The following is a 14,369-nucleotide window of genomic DNA, read 5'->3' as shown; positions in this document are numbered from 1 at the left end:
CTGCAACGAAAGTGACCCGGGTGAACGAGAAGGACATGGGCACCGACCTCCAGTCGGTGCTCATCACCAAGGAAGAGATCGACGCCAAGCTGGCAGAGCTGGCCGCGAAGATCGACGCGGAATACGCGGGCAAGGACCTGCTCATCGTCGGCGTCCTCAAGGGCGCGGTGATGGTGATGGCGGACCTGGCTCGCGCCCTGTCCACCCCCGTCACCATGGACTGGATGGCCGTCTCCTCGTACGGCGCCGGAACCCAGTCCTCCGGCGTCGTCAGGATCCTCAAGGACCTCGACACCGACATCAAGGGCAAGCACGTCCTGATCGTCGAGGACATCATCGACTCCGGCCTGACCCTGTCCTGGCTGCTGTCGAACCTCGGCTCGCGCGAGCCCGCCTCCCTGGAGGTCTGCACCCTCCTGCGGAAGCCCGAGGCCGCCAAGGTCGCGATCGACGTCAAGTGGATCGGCTTCGACATCCCCAACGAGTTCGTCGTCGGCTACGGCCTCGACTACGCCGAGAAGTACCGGAACCTTCCGTTCGTCGGCACGCTCGCCCCGCACGTCTACGGCGGCTGAACACCGAGGCCGTACGGGGAACCCGCACCGCCTTCCCCCCGTTGAACCACGGGAAGGCGGTCGCGGGCGACGATGCTGAGGTACCGTCCGAAGAACAGCTTTTTCACACAGCAGCACTCACAGCAGCATTTTCCTACGGGCAGGAGGGACGGGGCGTTCTCGCCCCGTATGGATGGACGTGAAGCGATACTTCCGTGGGCCGGTCATGTGGATCGTGCTGGCCGTCCTCGCCGTGGTCGTGCTGATGCAGGTCGTCGGCTCGTCCGAGGGCTACAAGACGGTGGACACCGGCAAGGTCGTCCAGGCGATCGACAAGAACCAGGTCAAGCAGGCAAAGCTCACCACCGGTGACGAGCAGATCATCAAGATCGAGCTCATCGACGGCCAGAAGATCGACAAGAGCAGCAAGGTCCAGGCCAGCTACATCGGCACCCAGGGCGCAGACCTCGCCGACAAGCTGCAGGAGAAGTTCGAGGCCGGGCAGATCGAGAAGGGCTACACCGTCTCCCCGACGAAGCAGTCGCCCTTCGTCTCGATCCTGCTCTCCCTCCTGCCCTTCGTCCTCATCGTGGTCGTCTTCCTCTTCCTGATGAACCAGATGCAGGGCGGCGGCTCCCGCGTCATGCAGTTCGGCAAGTCCAAGGCGAAGCTCATCACCAAGGACACGCCGAAGACGACCTTCGCCGACGTCGCAGGCTCGGACGAGGCCGTCGAGGAACTCCACGAGATCAAGGAATTCCTCCAGGAGCCCGCGAAGTTCCAGGCCGTCGGCGCCAAGATCCCGAAGGGCGTCCTGCTCTACGGCCCGCCCGGAACCGGCAAGACGCTCCTCGCGCGCGCCGTCGCCGGCGAGGCCGGGGTGCCCTTCTACTCGATCTCCGGCTCCGACTTCGTCGAGATGTTCGTCGGTGTCGGCGCCTCCCGCGTCCGCGACCTCTTCGAGCAGGCCAAGGCCAACGCACCGGCCATCGTCTTCGTCGACGAGATCGACGCCGTCGGACGCCACCGCGGCGCCGGACTCGGCGGCGGCCACGACGAGCGCGAGCAGACCCTCAACCAGCTGCTCGTCGAGATGGACGGCTTCGACGTCAAGGGCGGCGTCATCCTGATCGCCGCCACCAACCGGCCCGACATCCTCGACCCCGCCCTCCTGCGCCCCGGCCGCTTCGACCGGCAGATCGCCGTCGACCGTCCGGACATGCAGGGCCGACTGGAGATCCTCAAGGTCCACCAGAAGGGCAAGCCGGTCGCACCGGACGTCGACCTCGGCGCCGTCGCCCGACGCACCCCCGGCTTCACCGGAGCGGACCTCTCCAACGTCCTCAACGAGGCGGCGCTCCTCACCGCGCGCGGCGATCAGAAGCTGATCGACAACAACGCGCTCGACGAGGCGATCGACCGCGTGGTCGCGGGCCCGCAGAAGCGGACCCGGATCATGTCGGACCGGGAGAAGAAGATCACCGCGTACCACGAGGGCGGTCACGCCCTGGTCGCGGCGGCCTCGCCGAACTCCGACCCGGTGCACAAGATCACCATCCTGTCCCGCGGCCGTGCCCTGGGCTACACGATGGTGCTGCCGGAAGAGGACAAGTACTCGACCACGCGCAACGAGATGCTCGACCAGCTCGCCTACATGCTCGGCGGGCGCGCGGCCGAGGAGCTCGTCTTCCACGACCCGACCACGGGCGCGGCGAACGACATCGAGAAGGCCACGGCCACGGCCCGCGCGATGGTCACCCAGTACGGCATGACCGAGCGGCTCGGCGCCATCAAGTTCGGTGGCGACAACACCGAGCCGTTCCTCGGGCGCGAGATGTCGCACCCGCGGGACTACTCGGAAGAGGTCGCGGCGCTGGTCGACGAAGAGGTCAAGAAGCTCATCGAGACCGCGCACAACGAGGCCTGGGAGATCCTCGTCGAGAACCGTGACCTTCTCGACAACCTGGTCCTCGCGCTGCTGGAGAAGGAGACGCTGGGCAAGGAGGAGATCGCCGAGATCTTCGCCCCCATCGTCAAGCGCCCGGCCCGCCCGGCCTGGACCGGCTCCTCCCGCCGCACGCCCTCCACGCGCCCGCCGGTGCTCTCCCCCAAGGAGCTCGCCCTGACGAACAGCGCGAACGGCACGGCGAACGGCTCGTCGGCCCCCGTGGACACCACCAAGGGCATCGAGATCGCCCCGGTGGACACCCCCGAGGACTGACCGCCCGGGCACCCCGGAATGGATGCCGCGCCCTCACAGGTTTTAGCCTGTGAGGGCGCGGCATTTCGCGTATCGGTTCAGATGGAACGAGGCACAGAGATGACCGACCCGGTGACGCTGGACGGCGAGGGCACGATCGGCGAGTTCGACGAGAAGCGCGCCGAGAACGCCGTACGAGAGCTCCTCATCGCGGTCGGCGAGGACCCGGACCGCGAGGGACTGCGGGAGACGCCGGCGCGGGTGGCGCGGGCGTACAGGGAGCTTTTCGCGGGGCTGTGGCAGAAGCCCGAGGATGTCCTGACGACAACGTTCGACCTCGGCCACGACGAGATGGTCCTCGTGAAGGATATCGAACTGACATCGCAATGTGAGCACCATTTGCTCCCATTTCATGGTGTAGCTCACATTGGTTACATTCCGGCTGAATCGGGCAAAATTACGGGACTGTCCAAGCTGGCTCGTCTCGTCGATGTCTTCGCGCGCCGCCCGCAGGTGCAGGAGCGCCTGACGACGCAGATCGCCGACTCGCTGATGCGTATCCTCGAGGCCCGGGGTGCGATCGTCGTCATCGAGGCGGAGCACATGTGCATGGCTCTGCGTGGCGTCCGTAAGCCGGGTGCGAAGACGACGACCTCGGCGGTACGTGGCCAACTGCGTGACGCTACTACACGTGCCGAGGCCATGTCCCTGATATTGGCCCGTTAGTAGTCGGCTGTCCGCCTTGCTCCATACCGTCCTTGATCAGTGGAGTTGATCGCTGATCAAGGGGGATCGGTATGGGGTACGGGCTGACCAGCAAGATGCTGGTGAACCTGGTGGACGGCTGCGTTCAGGCGAAGAACGTGGTTCCGGACAGCGCGATGTGGACGCTGGACGGTGACCGGACGGTGCAGACCACAGTTGTGGACGTGGCGGCGGTGAAAGCGCGTGGCGCCGTCGACGTGGTCACGGAGCACTCCACCTTCGTGGCGAGCCCCGACCTGCTGCTGGCCACTCCGGGCGGCTGGACGCATGCAGCCGACGCGGCAGGGAAGACGGTCGCCTGGACGCATGCGCGGAGGTTGTGCCGGGAGCGTCTGACGATCAGGTCGGGGTACGAGTTCGGCTACTTTGTGGGCGCCACCTGTGCGGACGGGACCGTCCACAAGAACTATGTGTCCTTAATCGTCAACGACGAGGGCTTTGCTTCCCGGTACGCGGCTGCTCTGACTGCCTGCACGGGGCTTCCCGCGCGGCTGGAGGCGGTCAGCCGCCCGTCCGGATACCTCGAACGAGAGGTGGCGGGTTTCCGGGTCCGCGTGGTCTCGTCGTACCTGTCCGACCTAGTGCGGCAGTATGTGGGTGGCGATGCACACCACATGCGTCAGCGCTTCCCCCGCGTGGTCCTGCGGGATGTGGAGACGTTCGCGGGCTTCATGGACGGTTACGTGGACGGGGACGGCTGCCAGGTGACATGGGGGAACTTCGAGGGCCGGGTGGTGGCGAGTGCCAACGTGCCATTTCTGCAGGAGTGGGCACCAATCATCGGAGCGCGTTTCACCCCCGAGGGCGTACGGGGCCGGGCGTCGCGCCTCTACATCGCTGATCGCTGGCCCAGCAGGGACACCTTTCGGCCCGAACTGCACCCGTTGCACCTCAACGAATCCTCCTGGATCCAGGTCCACGAGGTCCGCCCCCGCCCCGCCCTCGGAACCAAGCCCTTCACCTTCTACAGCTACCGGCTGGCCCCGTATCCGACCTTCCTGGTCAACGGGCACCTCGTGCGGGAGCCCAGGTAGGCCTCAGGCGGCGGGCGACCGGTTCTCGTCGTCGTCCTCCGGGAGTTTGCAGACGTGCTCCAGGAAGAGGGCGGCGGCGATGACGCCGATGCCCGCCGCTACCGCCAGGGCCGCGTAGAGGGCCTGGTCGCGGCGGGCCGGGACGTCGAGGAAGCCGAGGAGGAAGACGCCCGTGCCGCCGTACATGCCGGCGACGATGGCGGCGACCAGCGCGCTCGCCTGGCCGAAGACCACCGCGCGGGCCGCCATCAGGGGCTCGACGCCCTTGGCGCCGGGGCGGCGCTCGCGCTGGGCCTTGAGGCGGGAGCGGATCGAGAGGGCGGTCGCGGTGAGGACGACCGCGATCACGGCGAGGACGATGGGCGCGGCGATCGGCACGCTGGGGAGGGTGCCGACCGAGTCCCAGAGGCGGGTGGCACCCCAGGAGAGGATGCCGGCCGCGAGGAACAGTCCGGTGAGTACCTTCAGCCGCAGTTGTTTCACCGGGTGTCCTTCATGTGGTCGCTGGGCGGTCTGCCACGAGCGTAACGACTACTCGGGCAGACGGAGTTCCAGGTCGACACGGGGAGTGACGCCCGTGCGGTCGAGGGCGGCGAGGAGCTCGGCGACCGGGCCGTGGCCGGGGAGCTGTGCGGTGGGGTCGACGTCGTGCCAGGGGGCGAGGACGAAGGCGCGCTGGTGGGCGCGGGGGTGCGGGAGGGTGAGGACGGGGTCGTCGGAGACGACGTCCGCGTACGTGATGATGTCGACGTCGATGGTGCGGGCGCCCCAGCGCTCCTCGCGGACGCGGTGGAAGGCCTCCTCGACGGCCTGGGCCCGCTCCAGGAGGGAGGAGGGCGGCAGCGTCGTCTTCACGAGCGTCACGGCGTTGAGGTACGAGGGCTGGCTGCCGGGCTCGACACCCCAGGGCTCCGTCTCGTACACGGGGGAGACGGCCTTGACCCGGAGGCCGGGGGTGTCCTCGAGGGCGTCGACGGCCCCCTGGAGGGTCTCCAGGCGGTTGCCGAGGTTGGCGCCGAGGGAGAGGACGGCCCAGCGGGGGTTGGAGAGCGTCACGTCGGCCGCGTCGACGGCGGCGACGACGGAGGCCGGTACGGGCTGGACGGTGGGATCACTGTGCGTCGATTTCATCGTCGGCTCCGGGTGATCGTGATGGTGACGTCGTCGAAGGGCACGGTGATGGGCGCGTCCGGCTTGTGGACGACGACTTCCACCTCCTGTACCCCGGCGTGGCTGAGGCACTGCTGGGCAATGCGCTCGGCGAGGGTTTCGATGAGGTCGACGGGCTCGCCCTGGACGACGTCGACGACCTCTTCGGCGACGATGCCGTAGTGCACGGTCTTCGCCAGGTCGTCGTCGGCGGCCGCCGGGCGGGTGTCCAGGCCGAGGACCAGGTCCACGATGAAGGTCTGGCCCTCCTCGCGCTCCTTGGGGAAGACGCCGTGGTGGCCCCGGGCCTTGAGGCCGCGCAGCGCGACACGATCCACGCGAATCACTCCTGCTGTCGTAGTTCGGGTGGCCACGCAGCCGGGTGCGGACGGCCGGGTGTCCACTTCGAATCTACCTGCGGGGACCGACAGAGCTTGCCCTCGGGGGGCCGGGGGCGGGTCAGGCCTGGGATTCGGTGCCGTCCGTGCCGGGCCGTTCGGAGTCGGTTCCCTCGGTCTCCATGAGGACGGGGGAGGCGTGGTGGGACCAGATCCTCCAGCCGTCCGGTGTGTCGCGGAACACGTTGGTGGCGACGACGAGCTGTCCGACGAGGGGGCCGAGCTCGGCGCCGTCCTCGGCGGGGCCGCCGCTGAGGATGTTCTCGGTGCAGGTGACGACGGCGGTGCCGCCGGCCAGGGAGATTCTGAGGTCGGTGAGGAAGAACTGGATGTACTCGGTGTTCGCCATGATCAGGGCGTACGAGCGGAGCACCTCGCCGCGGCCGGTGAGGACGGGCCAGCCGGGGTGGACGCAGGTGATGGGGGTGGCGCCGTCGTCGAGCCAGAGGGTGGAGACGGCTTCGAAGTCGCCGGTCTCCATCGCCTCGTAGAAGGCGGTGTTGGCGGCTTCTACGGCGGCTTCGTCGGCGCTGCGGCCGGTGCCGGGGGTGTGGCTCACGCGGCTCCCTCGACGGCCCTGGCGACGCGTACGGCGTCGGCGGTGGCCCTGACCTCGTGGACGCGGACGGCCCAGGCGCCTTCGTGGGCGGCGATGGCGGAGACGGCGGCGGTGGCGGCGTCGCGTTCGCGGGCGGGGGGCGGGGTGGCGCCGTCGCGGGTGAGGACGTGGCCGAGGAAGCGCTTGCGGGAGGCGGCGACGAGGAGGGGGCGGCCGAGGGCGCGGAGCTCGGGGAGGTGGGCGACGAGGGCCAGGTCGTGGGGGGCGAGCTTGGCGAATCCGAGGCCGGGGTCGACGACGATGCGCTCGGGGGCGATGCCGCCGTCGACGACGGCCTCCAGGCGGGTGCGGAGTTCGGCGACGACCTCGGCGACGACGTCGTCGTACACGGCGAGGCTGTTCATGTCCTGGCTGAAGCCGCGCCAGTGCATGACGACGAAGGGGACCTCGGCGGCGGCGACGGTGGGGACCATCGCGGGGTCGGCGAGGCCGCCGCTGACGTCGTTGACGAGGACGGCGCCGGCTTCGACGGCGCGGGCGGCGACGGCGGCGCGCATGGTGTCGACGGAGACGGTGATGCCTTCGGCGGCGAGGCCGCGGACGACGGGGACGACGCGGCGGAGCTCTTCCTCCTCGTCGACGCGGCTGGCGCCGGGGCGGGTGGACTCGCCGCCGACGTCGACGAGGTCGGCGCCCTGGGCGACGAGGTCGAGGCCGTGTTTGACGGCGGCCGTGGTGTCGAACCAGCGGCCGCCGTCGGAGAAGGAGTCGGGGGTCACGTTGACCACGCCCATGACCGCGCAGCGGTCCCACTCCGGCAGGCCCTGGGCTGTGCCCCGGTCGATCGTCGTCCTCATGTGTCCAGCGTAGGGCCCAGGGGTGAGATCAGGCCGCGCGGACCTCGCGCTCGGCCGGGGCGTGGATGAGGTGGGCGCAGGGTCGGGGGGCCGGGGCGGGGCGGCTGCGGGTGAAGGGGCGGGGCAGGGAGAGGCTCACGAATCCTTCGGCGCGCAGGGCGGCGAAGCCGATGCGGGGCAGGTCGCGGCTGTTGCGGTAGACGACGAAGCGGGGTTCCCAGCGTGGCTGGAATTTGGCGTTGAACTTGTAGAGCGACTCGATCTGGAACCAGCGGGAGAGGAAGACGAGGAGTCCGCGCCAGACGCGGAGGACGGGGCCGGCGCCGATCTTCTCGCCGCGGGCGAGGGCGGAGCGGAACATGGCGAAGTTGAGGGAGACGCGGTCGATGCCGAGGCCGGGGGAGGCCTGGAGGGCGGCGACGATGAGGAGTTCGTTCATGCCGGGGTCGGCGGAGCGGTCGCGGCGCATGAGTTCGAGGGACATGCCGTCGGGGCCCCAGGGGACGAAGTGGATGATCGCCTTCAGGTCTCCGTAGGGGGAGGCGTGGTGGGCCGGGTCGTCGGGGTCGTCCTTGTGGGCGGTCGCTATGACGGCGTCTCCGTCGCCGGGGGCGCCGATGCGGCCGAGGGCCATGGAGAAGCCGCGTTCGGTGTCGGTGCCGCGCCAGTCGGCGGCGGCGCGGCGGACGCGTTCGAGTTCTTCGTCGCCGAGGTCGCGGACGCGGCGGACGCGGGTGGTGTAGCCGTTGCGTTCGATGCGCTTGACCATCTGGCGGACGTTGCGCATGGCGCGGCCGGAGAGGGAGAAGTCGGCGACGTCGACGATCGCCTCGTCGCCGAGTTCGAGGGCGTCGAGGCCGGTTTCGCGGGTCCAGACCTGGCCGCCGGTCTCGGAGCAGCCCATGACGGCGGGGGTCCAGGAGTGGGCCTTGGCCTCGTCCATGAAGCGTTCGATGGCGCCGGGCCAGGCTTCGACGTCGCCGATGGGGTCGCCGCTGGCGAGCATGACGCCGGAGACGACGCGGTAGCAGACGGCGGCCTTGCCGCTGGGGGAGAAGACGACGCCCTTGTCGTCGCGGAGGGCGAAGTGGCCGAGGGAGTCGCGGCCGCCGTGCTGGTCGAGGAGGGTGCGCAGCCGGGTCTCGTCGTGGTCGGTGAGGCGGGCGGCGGGGTGCTCGGGGCGGAAGGCCAGGTAGATGGTGGTCAGTGCGGTGAGCATGCCGAGTGCGCCGAGGGAGTAGCCGACGGTCCAGTCGACGCCGCGGGTGTAGGCGACGGGGCCTTCGATGCCGAGGAGTCCGTAGAGGACGTGTTCGAGGCGGTCGGCGAGGCTGGGGTCGCCGACGACGCGGCGGGGGTGGGCGCTGACGATGACGAGGCCGAGGGCGATGGATCCGGCGCCCATGACGACGAAGTTGGCGAGTGCTCGCCAGCGGCTGCGCGGGTCGGGGAGGGCGGCGAACTCGCCGCGGTGGCGCAGCAGGAGGGTGAGGAGGACGAGGGAGAGGAGGGCGCCGATGACGGAGTGGCGCCAGACGAACTGGGCCGCGGCGCCGAGGGGGAGGAGGACGACGGCGGCGCGCCAGGCGCGGCGCTTGTGTCGCTTGAGGCCGTGGGCGAGGAGCAGGAGGAGGACGCCGGCGCTGAGGGAGAGGGCGGCGGAGAGGGGGCCGAGGGTGCCGGGGAGGACTTCGGCGACGGCGTGCATGCGGCTGGCGCGGAAGCGGGGGAAGACTCCCGCGGCGATGTCGATGAGGCCGATGAGGGTGCAGGCCGTGCCGACGAGGGTGGGGACCTTCTCGGGGCGGGGGCCGTGGAGAATCCGGCGTACCCGAACCGGAACCAATCCCGATTTGTCCCCATCTACCGTGACAGACATGGCTTCCCGTGCTTCCCGTGGTCCTGCGAGGGGTTTCTGACTCCCGGTCGGGCCCTGCGGCGCGTTCGGCGGGCCGTTCCGGTTGGTGCGTTCTCTAGGACGGAGTGGCGCGGGGCCGGGTTCATCGGTTCACAGGAAATTCTTGGAAAGAAGGCTCGGTCGTCTCATGGGGCTCACCAGCGACAAAGTCCTCGTGCTGGCCGTGGCGCTGGCCGTGGTGCTGTTCCTCGCCACGGTCCGGCTGTGGCCGCGGCTGGCCCGGCGCGGGTGGCGCGTGGTCGTGGGGCGGGTGGGGCTGCTGCTCGCCACCCAGGTGGCGCTGTTCGCGGCGGTGGGTCTCGCGGCGAACCGGTCGTTCCTCTTCTACGGCTCCTGGGCGGATCTGTTCGGGCAGGAGCAGGACATGGGCGTGGTCGTCGACCACGCGGCCGGGGCGAAGGACCTGCGGGTGGTGGGGGTGCAGGCGCTCGACGTGCCGGGCGGCGGGCGTCCGGAGGTCGGCGGCCAGATACAGAAGGTGGTCATGGCGGGGGAGCGGTCGGGGATCACCTCGCCGGCCTACGTCTACCTGCCGCCGGAGTACTTCCAGGAGCGGTACGCGAAGCGGACGTTCCCGGCCTCGGTGGTGCTCACGGGGTATCCGGGGACGGCGGAGAACCTGATCAAGGGGCTGAAGTACCCGAAGACGGCGTACCTCCAGGCGAAGGAGGGCCGGATGCAGCCGATGATCCTGGTGATGCTCCGCCCGACGGTGGCGCCGCCGCGGGACACCGAGTGCGTGGACGTGCCGGGGGGCCCGCAGACGGAGACCTTCTTCGCCGAGGATCTGCCGAAGGCGGTCTCGGAGTCGTACCGGGTGGGGACGGAGCCCCGGAACTGGGGGTTCATGGGGAACTCGACCGGGGCGTACTGCGCGCTGAAGATCGCGCTGCACCACCCGGACCGGTTCGCGGCGGGGGCGGGGTTCTCCGCGTACTACCGGGCGGCGGAGGACGTCACGACGGGGGACCTCTTCCACGGGGACGACCGGCTGCGCAAGCGGGCGGACCTGTTGTGGAGCCTGGACCACCTGCCGCAGGGGAAGTCGTCGTTCCTCGTGACGACGTCGAAGCGGGGTGAGGACAACCTGCGGGGGACGCTCGACTTCATCAAGAAGGTGCGGAGTCCGGCGCGGGTCTCGTCGATCACGCTGGAGAGCGGCGGCCACAACTTCAACACGTGGAACCGGGAGATCCCGGCGGGGATGGCCTGGATGGGCGGGAAGCTCAGCGCGACCTGACGGACTGCCCGACGACTTGATGGACTGTCCGACGACCTGACGGACTGCCGGGGTGATCTGACGGAGTTCGATCCGTGAGCCGGCGGACTTCGTTCCGTGAGCCGGTGGAGTTCGCCCCGTGTGCCGGTGGAGTTCGCCGGATCACGGGGTGGAGGCGCGGCGCAGTGCCCGGTGGACCCCCTCCGGGGTGAGGACGCCGACCGAGCGGCCGTCGGCGCCGGTCACGGTGAGGCGGCCGGTGTCGTGCTGGAGGAGGACGGCGAGCGCGTCCTTGAGGGAGGTGCCGAGGGGTACGGGGGCGGGGGCCCCGTCCTGGCCCGTTCCGGCGCTCTTCGGCAGCGGGTCGAGATCGGCCTCGGTGACGGGCGTGACGGCGAGCCGCTTGAGCCCGCGGTCACTGCCGACGAAGTCCGCCACGTACGGGGTGGCGGGGGAGCCGAGCACGGTGGCGGGAGTGTCGAACTGCTCGATGCGGCCCTGCCCGTAGACGGCCATGCGATCGCCCATGCGGACGGCCTCCTCGATGTCGTGGGTGACGAGGAGGACCGTCTTGCGGACGGTGGCCTGGAGGGCGAGGAACTCGTTCTGGAGGCGCTCGCGGACGACGGGGTCGACGGCGCCGAAGGGCTCGTCCATGAGGAGGACGGGCGGGTCGGCGGCGAGGGCGCGGGCGACGCCGACGCGCTGGCGCTGTCCGCCGGAGAGCTGGGCGGGGTAGCGGGAGCCGTAGGTGGCGGGGTCGAGGCCGACGAGGTCGAGGAGTTCGGCGGCGCGGGCGCGGGCCGCGGCCTTCTTCCAGCCGAGGAGGGCGGGGACGGTCGCGGTGTTGTCGAGGACGGTGCGGTGGGGGAAGAGCCCGACCTGCTGGATGACGTAGCCGATCTTGCGGCGCAGGGCGACCGGGTCGACGTCGGCGATGTCCCGGCCGTCGACGAGGACGCGGCCGGAGGTCGGTTCGACGAGGCGGTTCACCATCATCATCGTGGTCGTCTTGCCGCAGCCGGACGGCCCCACCAGGGTGACGAGTTCGCCGTCGGCGACCTCGAAGGAGAGGTCGTCGACGGCCGTGGTGCCGTCCGCGTACCGCTTGGTCACGTGCTCGAACCGGATCATGGTTCCCCATTCTGGCCCCTGGCCACCGGGGCTGTGTGAAGGGCGTGTTGCCGCATTGTGGCGGATCCGGGGGATGTCGGTGGCGGGGGTTAGGGTCGTCATGCATACGTTCGGGGCGGGTGGACGGCCCGGGGGGAGGGACGGATGAGCACGCCGAACTGTCTGGTCACCAACGACTGGATATGCGGGGAGTACCTGCGCACGCGCAGCGAGGAGCTGACGGACGCGACGCTCCAGCATGTGGGAATCACGGTGGTGTCCGTGCTCGTCGCGCTCGTCGTCGCCGTGCCCCTGGCGCTGCTCGTGCGGGCCAGGCCCCGGTTCGCGGGACCGGTCCTCGGACTGACGACCCTGCTCTACACGGTGCCGTCGCTCGCGATGTTCTCGCTGCTCCTGCCCGTCTTCGGGCTCTCCGCGGCGCTCGTGGTGACCGGGCTCGTGCTGTACGCGCTGACGATCCTCGTGCGGAACACCCTGGCGGGGCTCGACGCCGTGCCGGCCGAGACCCGCGAGGCCGCCCGGGGCATGGGGTACGGCTCGTGGCGGCTGCTGTGGGAGGTCGAACTCCCCCTGGCGCTGCCGGTCCTGATGGCCGGCATACGGATGGCGACGGTCTCCACGATCGCGCTGACGACGGTCGGCTCGGTCGTCGGCCGCGGCGGGCTCGGCAATCTCATCGAGGACGCGCTGCCGACCTTCTTCAAGGCGCAGGTGCTCGCCGCCTCCGTGCTGTGCGTGCTGCTCGCCGTCGTCGCCGACCTGCTGCTCCTGGGCCTCCAGCGGCTGCTCACGCCGTGGGCACGCATACGGACCGCGCCGGGGGGTGCGTGAGATGGGCATCGTGACGGGCGCCTGGGCCTGGCTCACCACCGGCGCGCACTGGACCGGCGAGGAGGGCGTCGGGCAGCGGCTCGCGGAGCACGTGTACGTGAGCGGGGCGGCCCTGCTGATCGCCTCGGCGATCGCGCTGCCGCTCGGGCTCTGGCTCGGCCACCTCGGCCGGGGCGGGGCGCTCGCGGTCAACGTGTCCAACGTGGGGCGGGCGGTCCCCGTCTTCGCCGTCCTCGCCCTGTTCATGGTCTCGCCCCTGCGGAACGCCGGATACGTGCCGACCGTGGTGGCCCTGGTGCTGTTCGCGATACCGCCGCTCCTCACCAACGCGTACGTGGGGATGCGGGAGGTGGACCGGGCCGCGGTACGGGCCGCGCGGGGCATGGGAATGACCGGCGGCCAGCTCTTCCGCCGGGTCGAGCTGCCCCTGGCCCGGCCGGTGGTGATGACGGGGGTCCGCTCGGCGGCGGTGCAGGTGGTCGCCACGGCGACGGTCGCGGCGATGGTCGGCCAGGGCGGCCTGGGCCGGATCATCACGGCCGGCTTCGCCCTCTACGACACCGCTCAAGTGGTGGCGGGCGCCGTGCTCGTAGCCCTGCTCGCCCTTCTGGTGGAGGCCGTGCTCGCGGCCGCCGACCGGCTCCTCGCGGGGCCCTCGCGTGCGCGCGGATCGATCGACCGAACGACCTGACGAAGCTGATGACTGGGATGGGTGATCGTGTGAACAGGGTCTCGCGTATCGCGGGTGCGGTACTGGGCACGGCGGCGCTTGCCGTCTCCCTCGCCGCGTGCGGCGGTGACAGCCTGGAGGGGGGCAAGAAGAAGAGCTCCGGGGACTCCGGCGCGTCCGGCGGCACGGAGAAGGGCTCGCTGGTGGTGGGCGCCGCGGCCTTCACCGAGTCGAAGGTGCTGGCCGAGCTCTACGCCCAGTCGCTGCGGGCCGCCGGATACTCCGTCTCCATCACCACCGTGAAGAACCGCGAGCTGTACGAGCCCTCCCTGGAGAAGGGCGAGATCGACGTCGTACCGGAATACGCGGCGACGATCGCGGAATTCCTCAACGCGAAGGTGAACGGCCCGAAGGCGCCCGAGGACAAGCCGGTCGCCTCCGGTGACGCGACCGCGACGGTCGAGGCGCTGCGGAAGCTCGCCGAACCGCGCGGACTGAAGGTGCTCGCGGTCGGCGAGGCGGTCGATCAGAACGCCTTCGCGGTGACCAGGGAATTCGCCGAGAAGAACAAGCTGACGACGCTTTCCGATCTCGGCCGGGCCAAGATCAAGGTGAAGATCGCGGCCGGTGACGAATGCGCCGTACGGCCCTTCTGCGCGCCCGGTCTGAAGAAGGCGTACGGGATCGACGTGGCCGGCATCGACCCCAAGGGGGTCGGGACCCCGCAGGCCAAGCAGGCCGTCAAGGACGGGGTGGACCAGCTGGTCCTGACGACCACCACGGACGCCACGATCGACAGCTTCGGGCTCGTCTTCCTCGCCGACGACAAGAAGCTGCAGAACGCCGACAACGTGCTTCCGGTGGTCAACGCCAAGGACGCCGGCGCCCCCGAGATAGCGAGCGCACTCGACAAGATCACCAAGGTGCTGACCACAGCGGATCTCGCCGAACTCAACCGCAAGGTCGACGCCGAGCGGGCCAAGCCGGAGGACGTCGCGAAGGAGTATCTGACGGCGAAGGGGCTGCTCAACAAGTAGGTCGCGGGTGAGGGGAGTCGGCCCGAAACGGAACCGGAACGGTT

At 70.1% G+C, this 14,369-nt stretch carries 15 protein-coding genes; 8 read left to right on the top strand and 7 right to left on the bottom strand.

All coding sequences use genetic code 11. From position 1 onward, the window contains the following. Nucleotides 1-35: 35 nt before the first annotated feature. The 4 genes from hpt to OG361_RS17920 all read left to right on the top strand — a co-directional run bounded on the left by hpt (nucleotide 36) and on the right by OG361_RS17920 (nucleotide 4,553). Nucleotides 36-575 carry a hypoxanthine phosphoribosyltransferase gene (gene hpt, locus OG361_RS17935; protein ID WP_030219931.1) on the top strand — a complete coding sequence of 180 codons (540 nt, stop codon included), beginning with the start codon at nucleotides 36-38 and terminating at the stop codon, nucleotides 573-575. Between the two features lie 172 nt (nucleotides 576-747). Further along, nucleotides 748-2,775, top strand: coding sequence for an ATP-dependent zinc metalloprotease FtsH (ftsH, locus tag OG361_RS17930; RefSeq protein WP_405854742.1), 2,028 nt, complete (start codon nucleotides 748-750; stop codon nucleotides 2,773-2,775). Nucleotides 2,776-2,874: 99 nt separating this feature from the next. After that, the gene (gene folE, locus OG361_RS17925; RefSeq protein WP_405854740.1) at nucleotides 2,875-3,480 is read left to right on the top strand and encodes a GTP cyclohydrolase I FolE; all 606 of its coding nucleotides are present in this window, start codon (nucleotides 2,875-2,877) and stop codon (nucleotides 3,478-3,480) included. A gap of 71 nt (nucleotides 3,481-3,551) precedes the next feature. Beyond that, the gene (locus OG361_RS17920; RefSeq protein WP_405854738.1) at nucleotides 3,552-4,553 is read left to right on the top strand and encodes a hypothetical protein; all 1,002 of its coding nucleotides are present in this window, start codon (nucleotides 3,552-3,554) and stop codon (nucleotides 4,551-4,553) included. 3 nt (nucleotides 4,554-4,556) lie between these two features. Here the strand turns inward: OG361_RS17920 and OG361_RS17915 are convergent, their stop codons facing one another. The 6 genes from OG361_RS17915 to OG361_RS17890 all read right to left on the bottom strand — a co-directional run bounded on the left by OG361_RS17915 (nucleotide 4,557) and on the right by OG361_RS17890 (nucleotide 9,395). Next, nucleotides 4,557-5,036, bottom strand: coding sequence for a DUF3180 domain-containing protein (locus OG361_RS17915; protein ID WP_405854736.1), 480 nt, complete (start codon nucleotides 5,034-5,036; stop codon nucleotides 4,557-4,559). A gap of 48 nt (nucleotides 5,037-5,084) precedes the next feature. Then, nucleotides 5,085-5,684, bottom strand: coding sequence for a 2-amino-4-hydroxy-6-hydroxymethyldihydropteridine diphosphokinase (gene folK, locus OG361_RS17910; protein ID WP_405854734.1), 600 nt, complete (start codon nucleotides 5,682-5,684; stop codon nucleotides 5,085-5,087). Continuing rightward, complete coding sequence (folB, locus tag OG361_RS17905) at nucleotides 5,681-6,040, bottom strand: dihydroneopterin aldolase (RefSeq protein ID WP_017240053.1); 360 nt, start codon at nucleotides 6,038-6,040, stop codon at nucleotides 5,681-5,683. The genes folK and folB overlap by 4 nt, the downstream gene beginning before the upstream one ends. Before the next feature lie 121 nt (nucleotides 6,041-6,161). Then, complete coding sequence (locus OG361_RS17900; RefSeq protein ID WP_405862313.1) at nucleotides 6,162-6,581, bottom strand: nuclear transport factor 2 family protein; 420 nt, start codon at nucleotides 6,579-6,581, stop codon at nucleotides 6,162-6,164. 74 nt (nucleotides 6,582-6,655) lie between these two features. Further along, a complete protein-coding gene (gene folP / locus OG361_RS17895; protein ID WP_405854731.1) occupies nucleotides 6,656-7,516 on the bottom strand; it encodes a dihydropteroate synthase in 861 nt (286 codons plus the stop codon). Nucleotides 7,517-7,544: 28 nt separating this feature from the next. Beyond that, nucleotides 7,545-9,395 (bottom strand): phosphatidylglycerol lysyltransferase domain-containing protein, encoded by a 1,851-nt coding sequence (locus tag OG361_RS17890; protein ID WP_405854729.1) that lies wholly within the window; start codon nucleotides 9,393-9,395, stop codon nucleotides 7,545-7,547. 166 nt (nucleotides 9,396-9,561) lie between these two features. Here OG361_RS17890 and OG361_RS17885 point away from each other — a divergent pair, with 166 nt between their 5' ends. Then, a complete protein-coding gene (locus OG361_RS17885; RefSeq protein WP_405854727.1) occupies nucleotides 9,562-10,674 on the top strand; it encodes an alpha/beta hydrolase in 1,113 nt (370 codons plus the stop codon). A gap of 141 nt (nucleotides 10,675-10,815) precedes the next feature. Here the strand turns inward: OG361_RS17885 and OG361_RS17880 are convergent, their stop codons facing one another. Then, nucleotides 10,816-11,787 (bottom strand): ABC transporter ATP-binding protein, encoded by a 972-nt coding sequence (locus tag OG361_RS17880; protein WP_405854725.1) that lies wholly within the window; start codon nucleotides 11,785-11,787, stop codon nucleotides 10,816-10,818. 144 nt (nucleotides 11,788-11,931) lie between these two features. Between OG361_RS17880 and OG361_RS17875 the strand changes: the two genes are divergently transcribed. The 3 genes from OG361_RS17875 to OG361_RS17865 are packed head-to-tail and all read left to right on the top strand — an operon-like array spanning nucleotide 11,932 to nucleotide 14,325. Next, nucleotides 11,932-12,618, top strand: coding sequence for an ABC transporter permease (locus OG361_RS17875; protein WP_405854723.1), 687 nt, complete (start codon nucleotides 11,932-11,934; stop codon nucleotides 12,616-12,618). A 1-nt stretch (nucleotide 12,619) separates the two neighbouring features. Then, nucleotides 12,620-13,309 (top strand): ABC transporter permease, encoded by a 690-nt coding sequence (locus OG361_RS17870; RefSeq protein ID WP_405854721.1) that lies wholly within the window; start codon nucleotides 12,620-12,622, stop codon nucleotides 13,307-13,309. A 17-nt stretch (nucleotides 13,310-13,326) separates the two neighbouring features. Further along, complete coding sequence (locus OG361_RS17865) at nucleotides 13,327-14,325, top strand: ABC transporter substrate-binding protein (RefSeq protein ID WP_384576087.1); 999 nt, start codon at nucleotides 13,327-13,329, stop codon at nucleotides 14,323-14,325. Nucleotides 14,326-14,369: the final 44 nt, after the last annotated feature.

It is taken from the genome of Streptomyces sp. NBC_00090 (genome assembly GCF_045160815.1).
Taxonomy (GTDB): domain Bacteria; phylum Actinomycetota; class Actinomycetes; order Streptomycetales; family Streptomycetaceae; genus Streptomyces.
Note: the sequence above shows the minus strand (reverse complement) of the source record. Positions and strands in the feature narration are given on the sequence as shown.

Coding starts and splice junctions, on each gene's coding strand:
- hpt (WP_030219931.1), top strand. CDS start 36: ATGGGCACCGACCTCCAGTCGGTGCTCATCACCAAGGAAGAGATCGAC.
- ftsH (WP_405854742.1), top strand. CDS start 748: ATGGACGTGAAGCGATACTTCCGTGGGCCGGTCATGTGGATCGTGCTG.
- folE (WP_405854740.1), top strand. CDS start 2,875: ATGACCGACCCGGTGACGCTGGACGGCGAGGGCACGATCGGCGAGTTC.
- OG361_RS17920 (WP_405854738.1), top strand. CDS start 3,552: ATGGGGTACGGGCTGACCAGCAAGATGCTGGTGAACCTGGTGGACGGC.
- folK (WP_405854734.1), bottom strand. CDS start 5,684: ATGAAATCGACGCACAGTGATCCCACCGTCCAGCCCGTACCGGCCTCC.
- OG361_RS17900 (WP_405862313.1), bottom strand. CDS start 6,581: ATGGAGACCGGCGACTTCGAAGCCGTCTCCACCCTCTGGCTCGACGAC.
- folP (WP_405854731.1), bottom strand. CDS start 7,516: ATGAGGACGACGATCGACCGGGGCACAGCCCAGGGCCTGCCGGAGTGG.
- OG361_RS17890 (WP_405854729.1), bottom strand. CDS start 9,395: ATGTCTGTCACGGTAGATGGGGACAAATCGGGATTGGTTCCGGTTCGG.
- OG361_RS17885 (WP_405854727.1), top strand. CDS start 9,562: ATGGGGCTCACCAGCGACAAAGTCCTCGTGCTGGCCGTGGCGCTGGCC.
- OG361_RS17880 (WP_405854725.1), bottom strand. CDS start 11,787: ATGATCCGGTTCGAGCACGTGACCAAGCGGTACGCGGACGGCACCACG.
- OG361_RS17875 (WP_405854723.1), top strand. CDS start 11,932: ATGAGCACGCCGAACTGTCTGGTCACCAACGACTGGATATGCGGGGAG.
- OG361_RS17870 (WP_405854721.1), top strand. CDS start 12,620: ATGGGCATCGTGACGGGCGCCTGGGCCTGGCTCACCACCGGCGCGCAC.
- OG361_RS17865 (WP_384576087.1), top strand. CDS start 13,327: ATGGGTGATCGTGTGAACAGGGTCTCGCGTATCGCGGGTGCGGTACTG.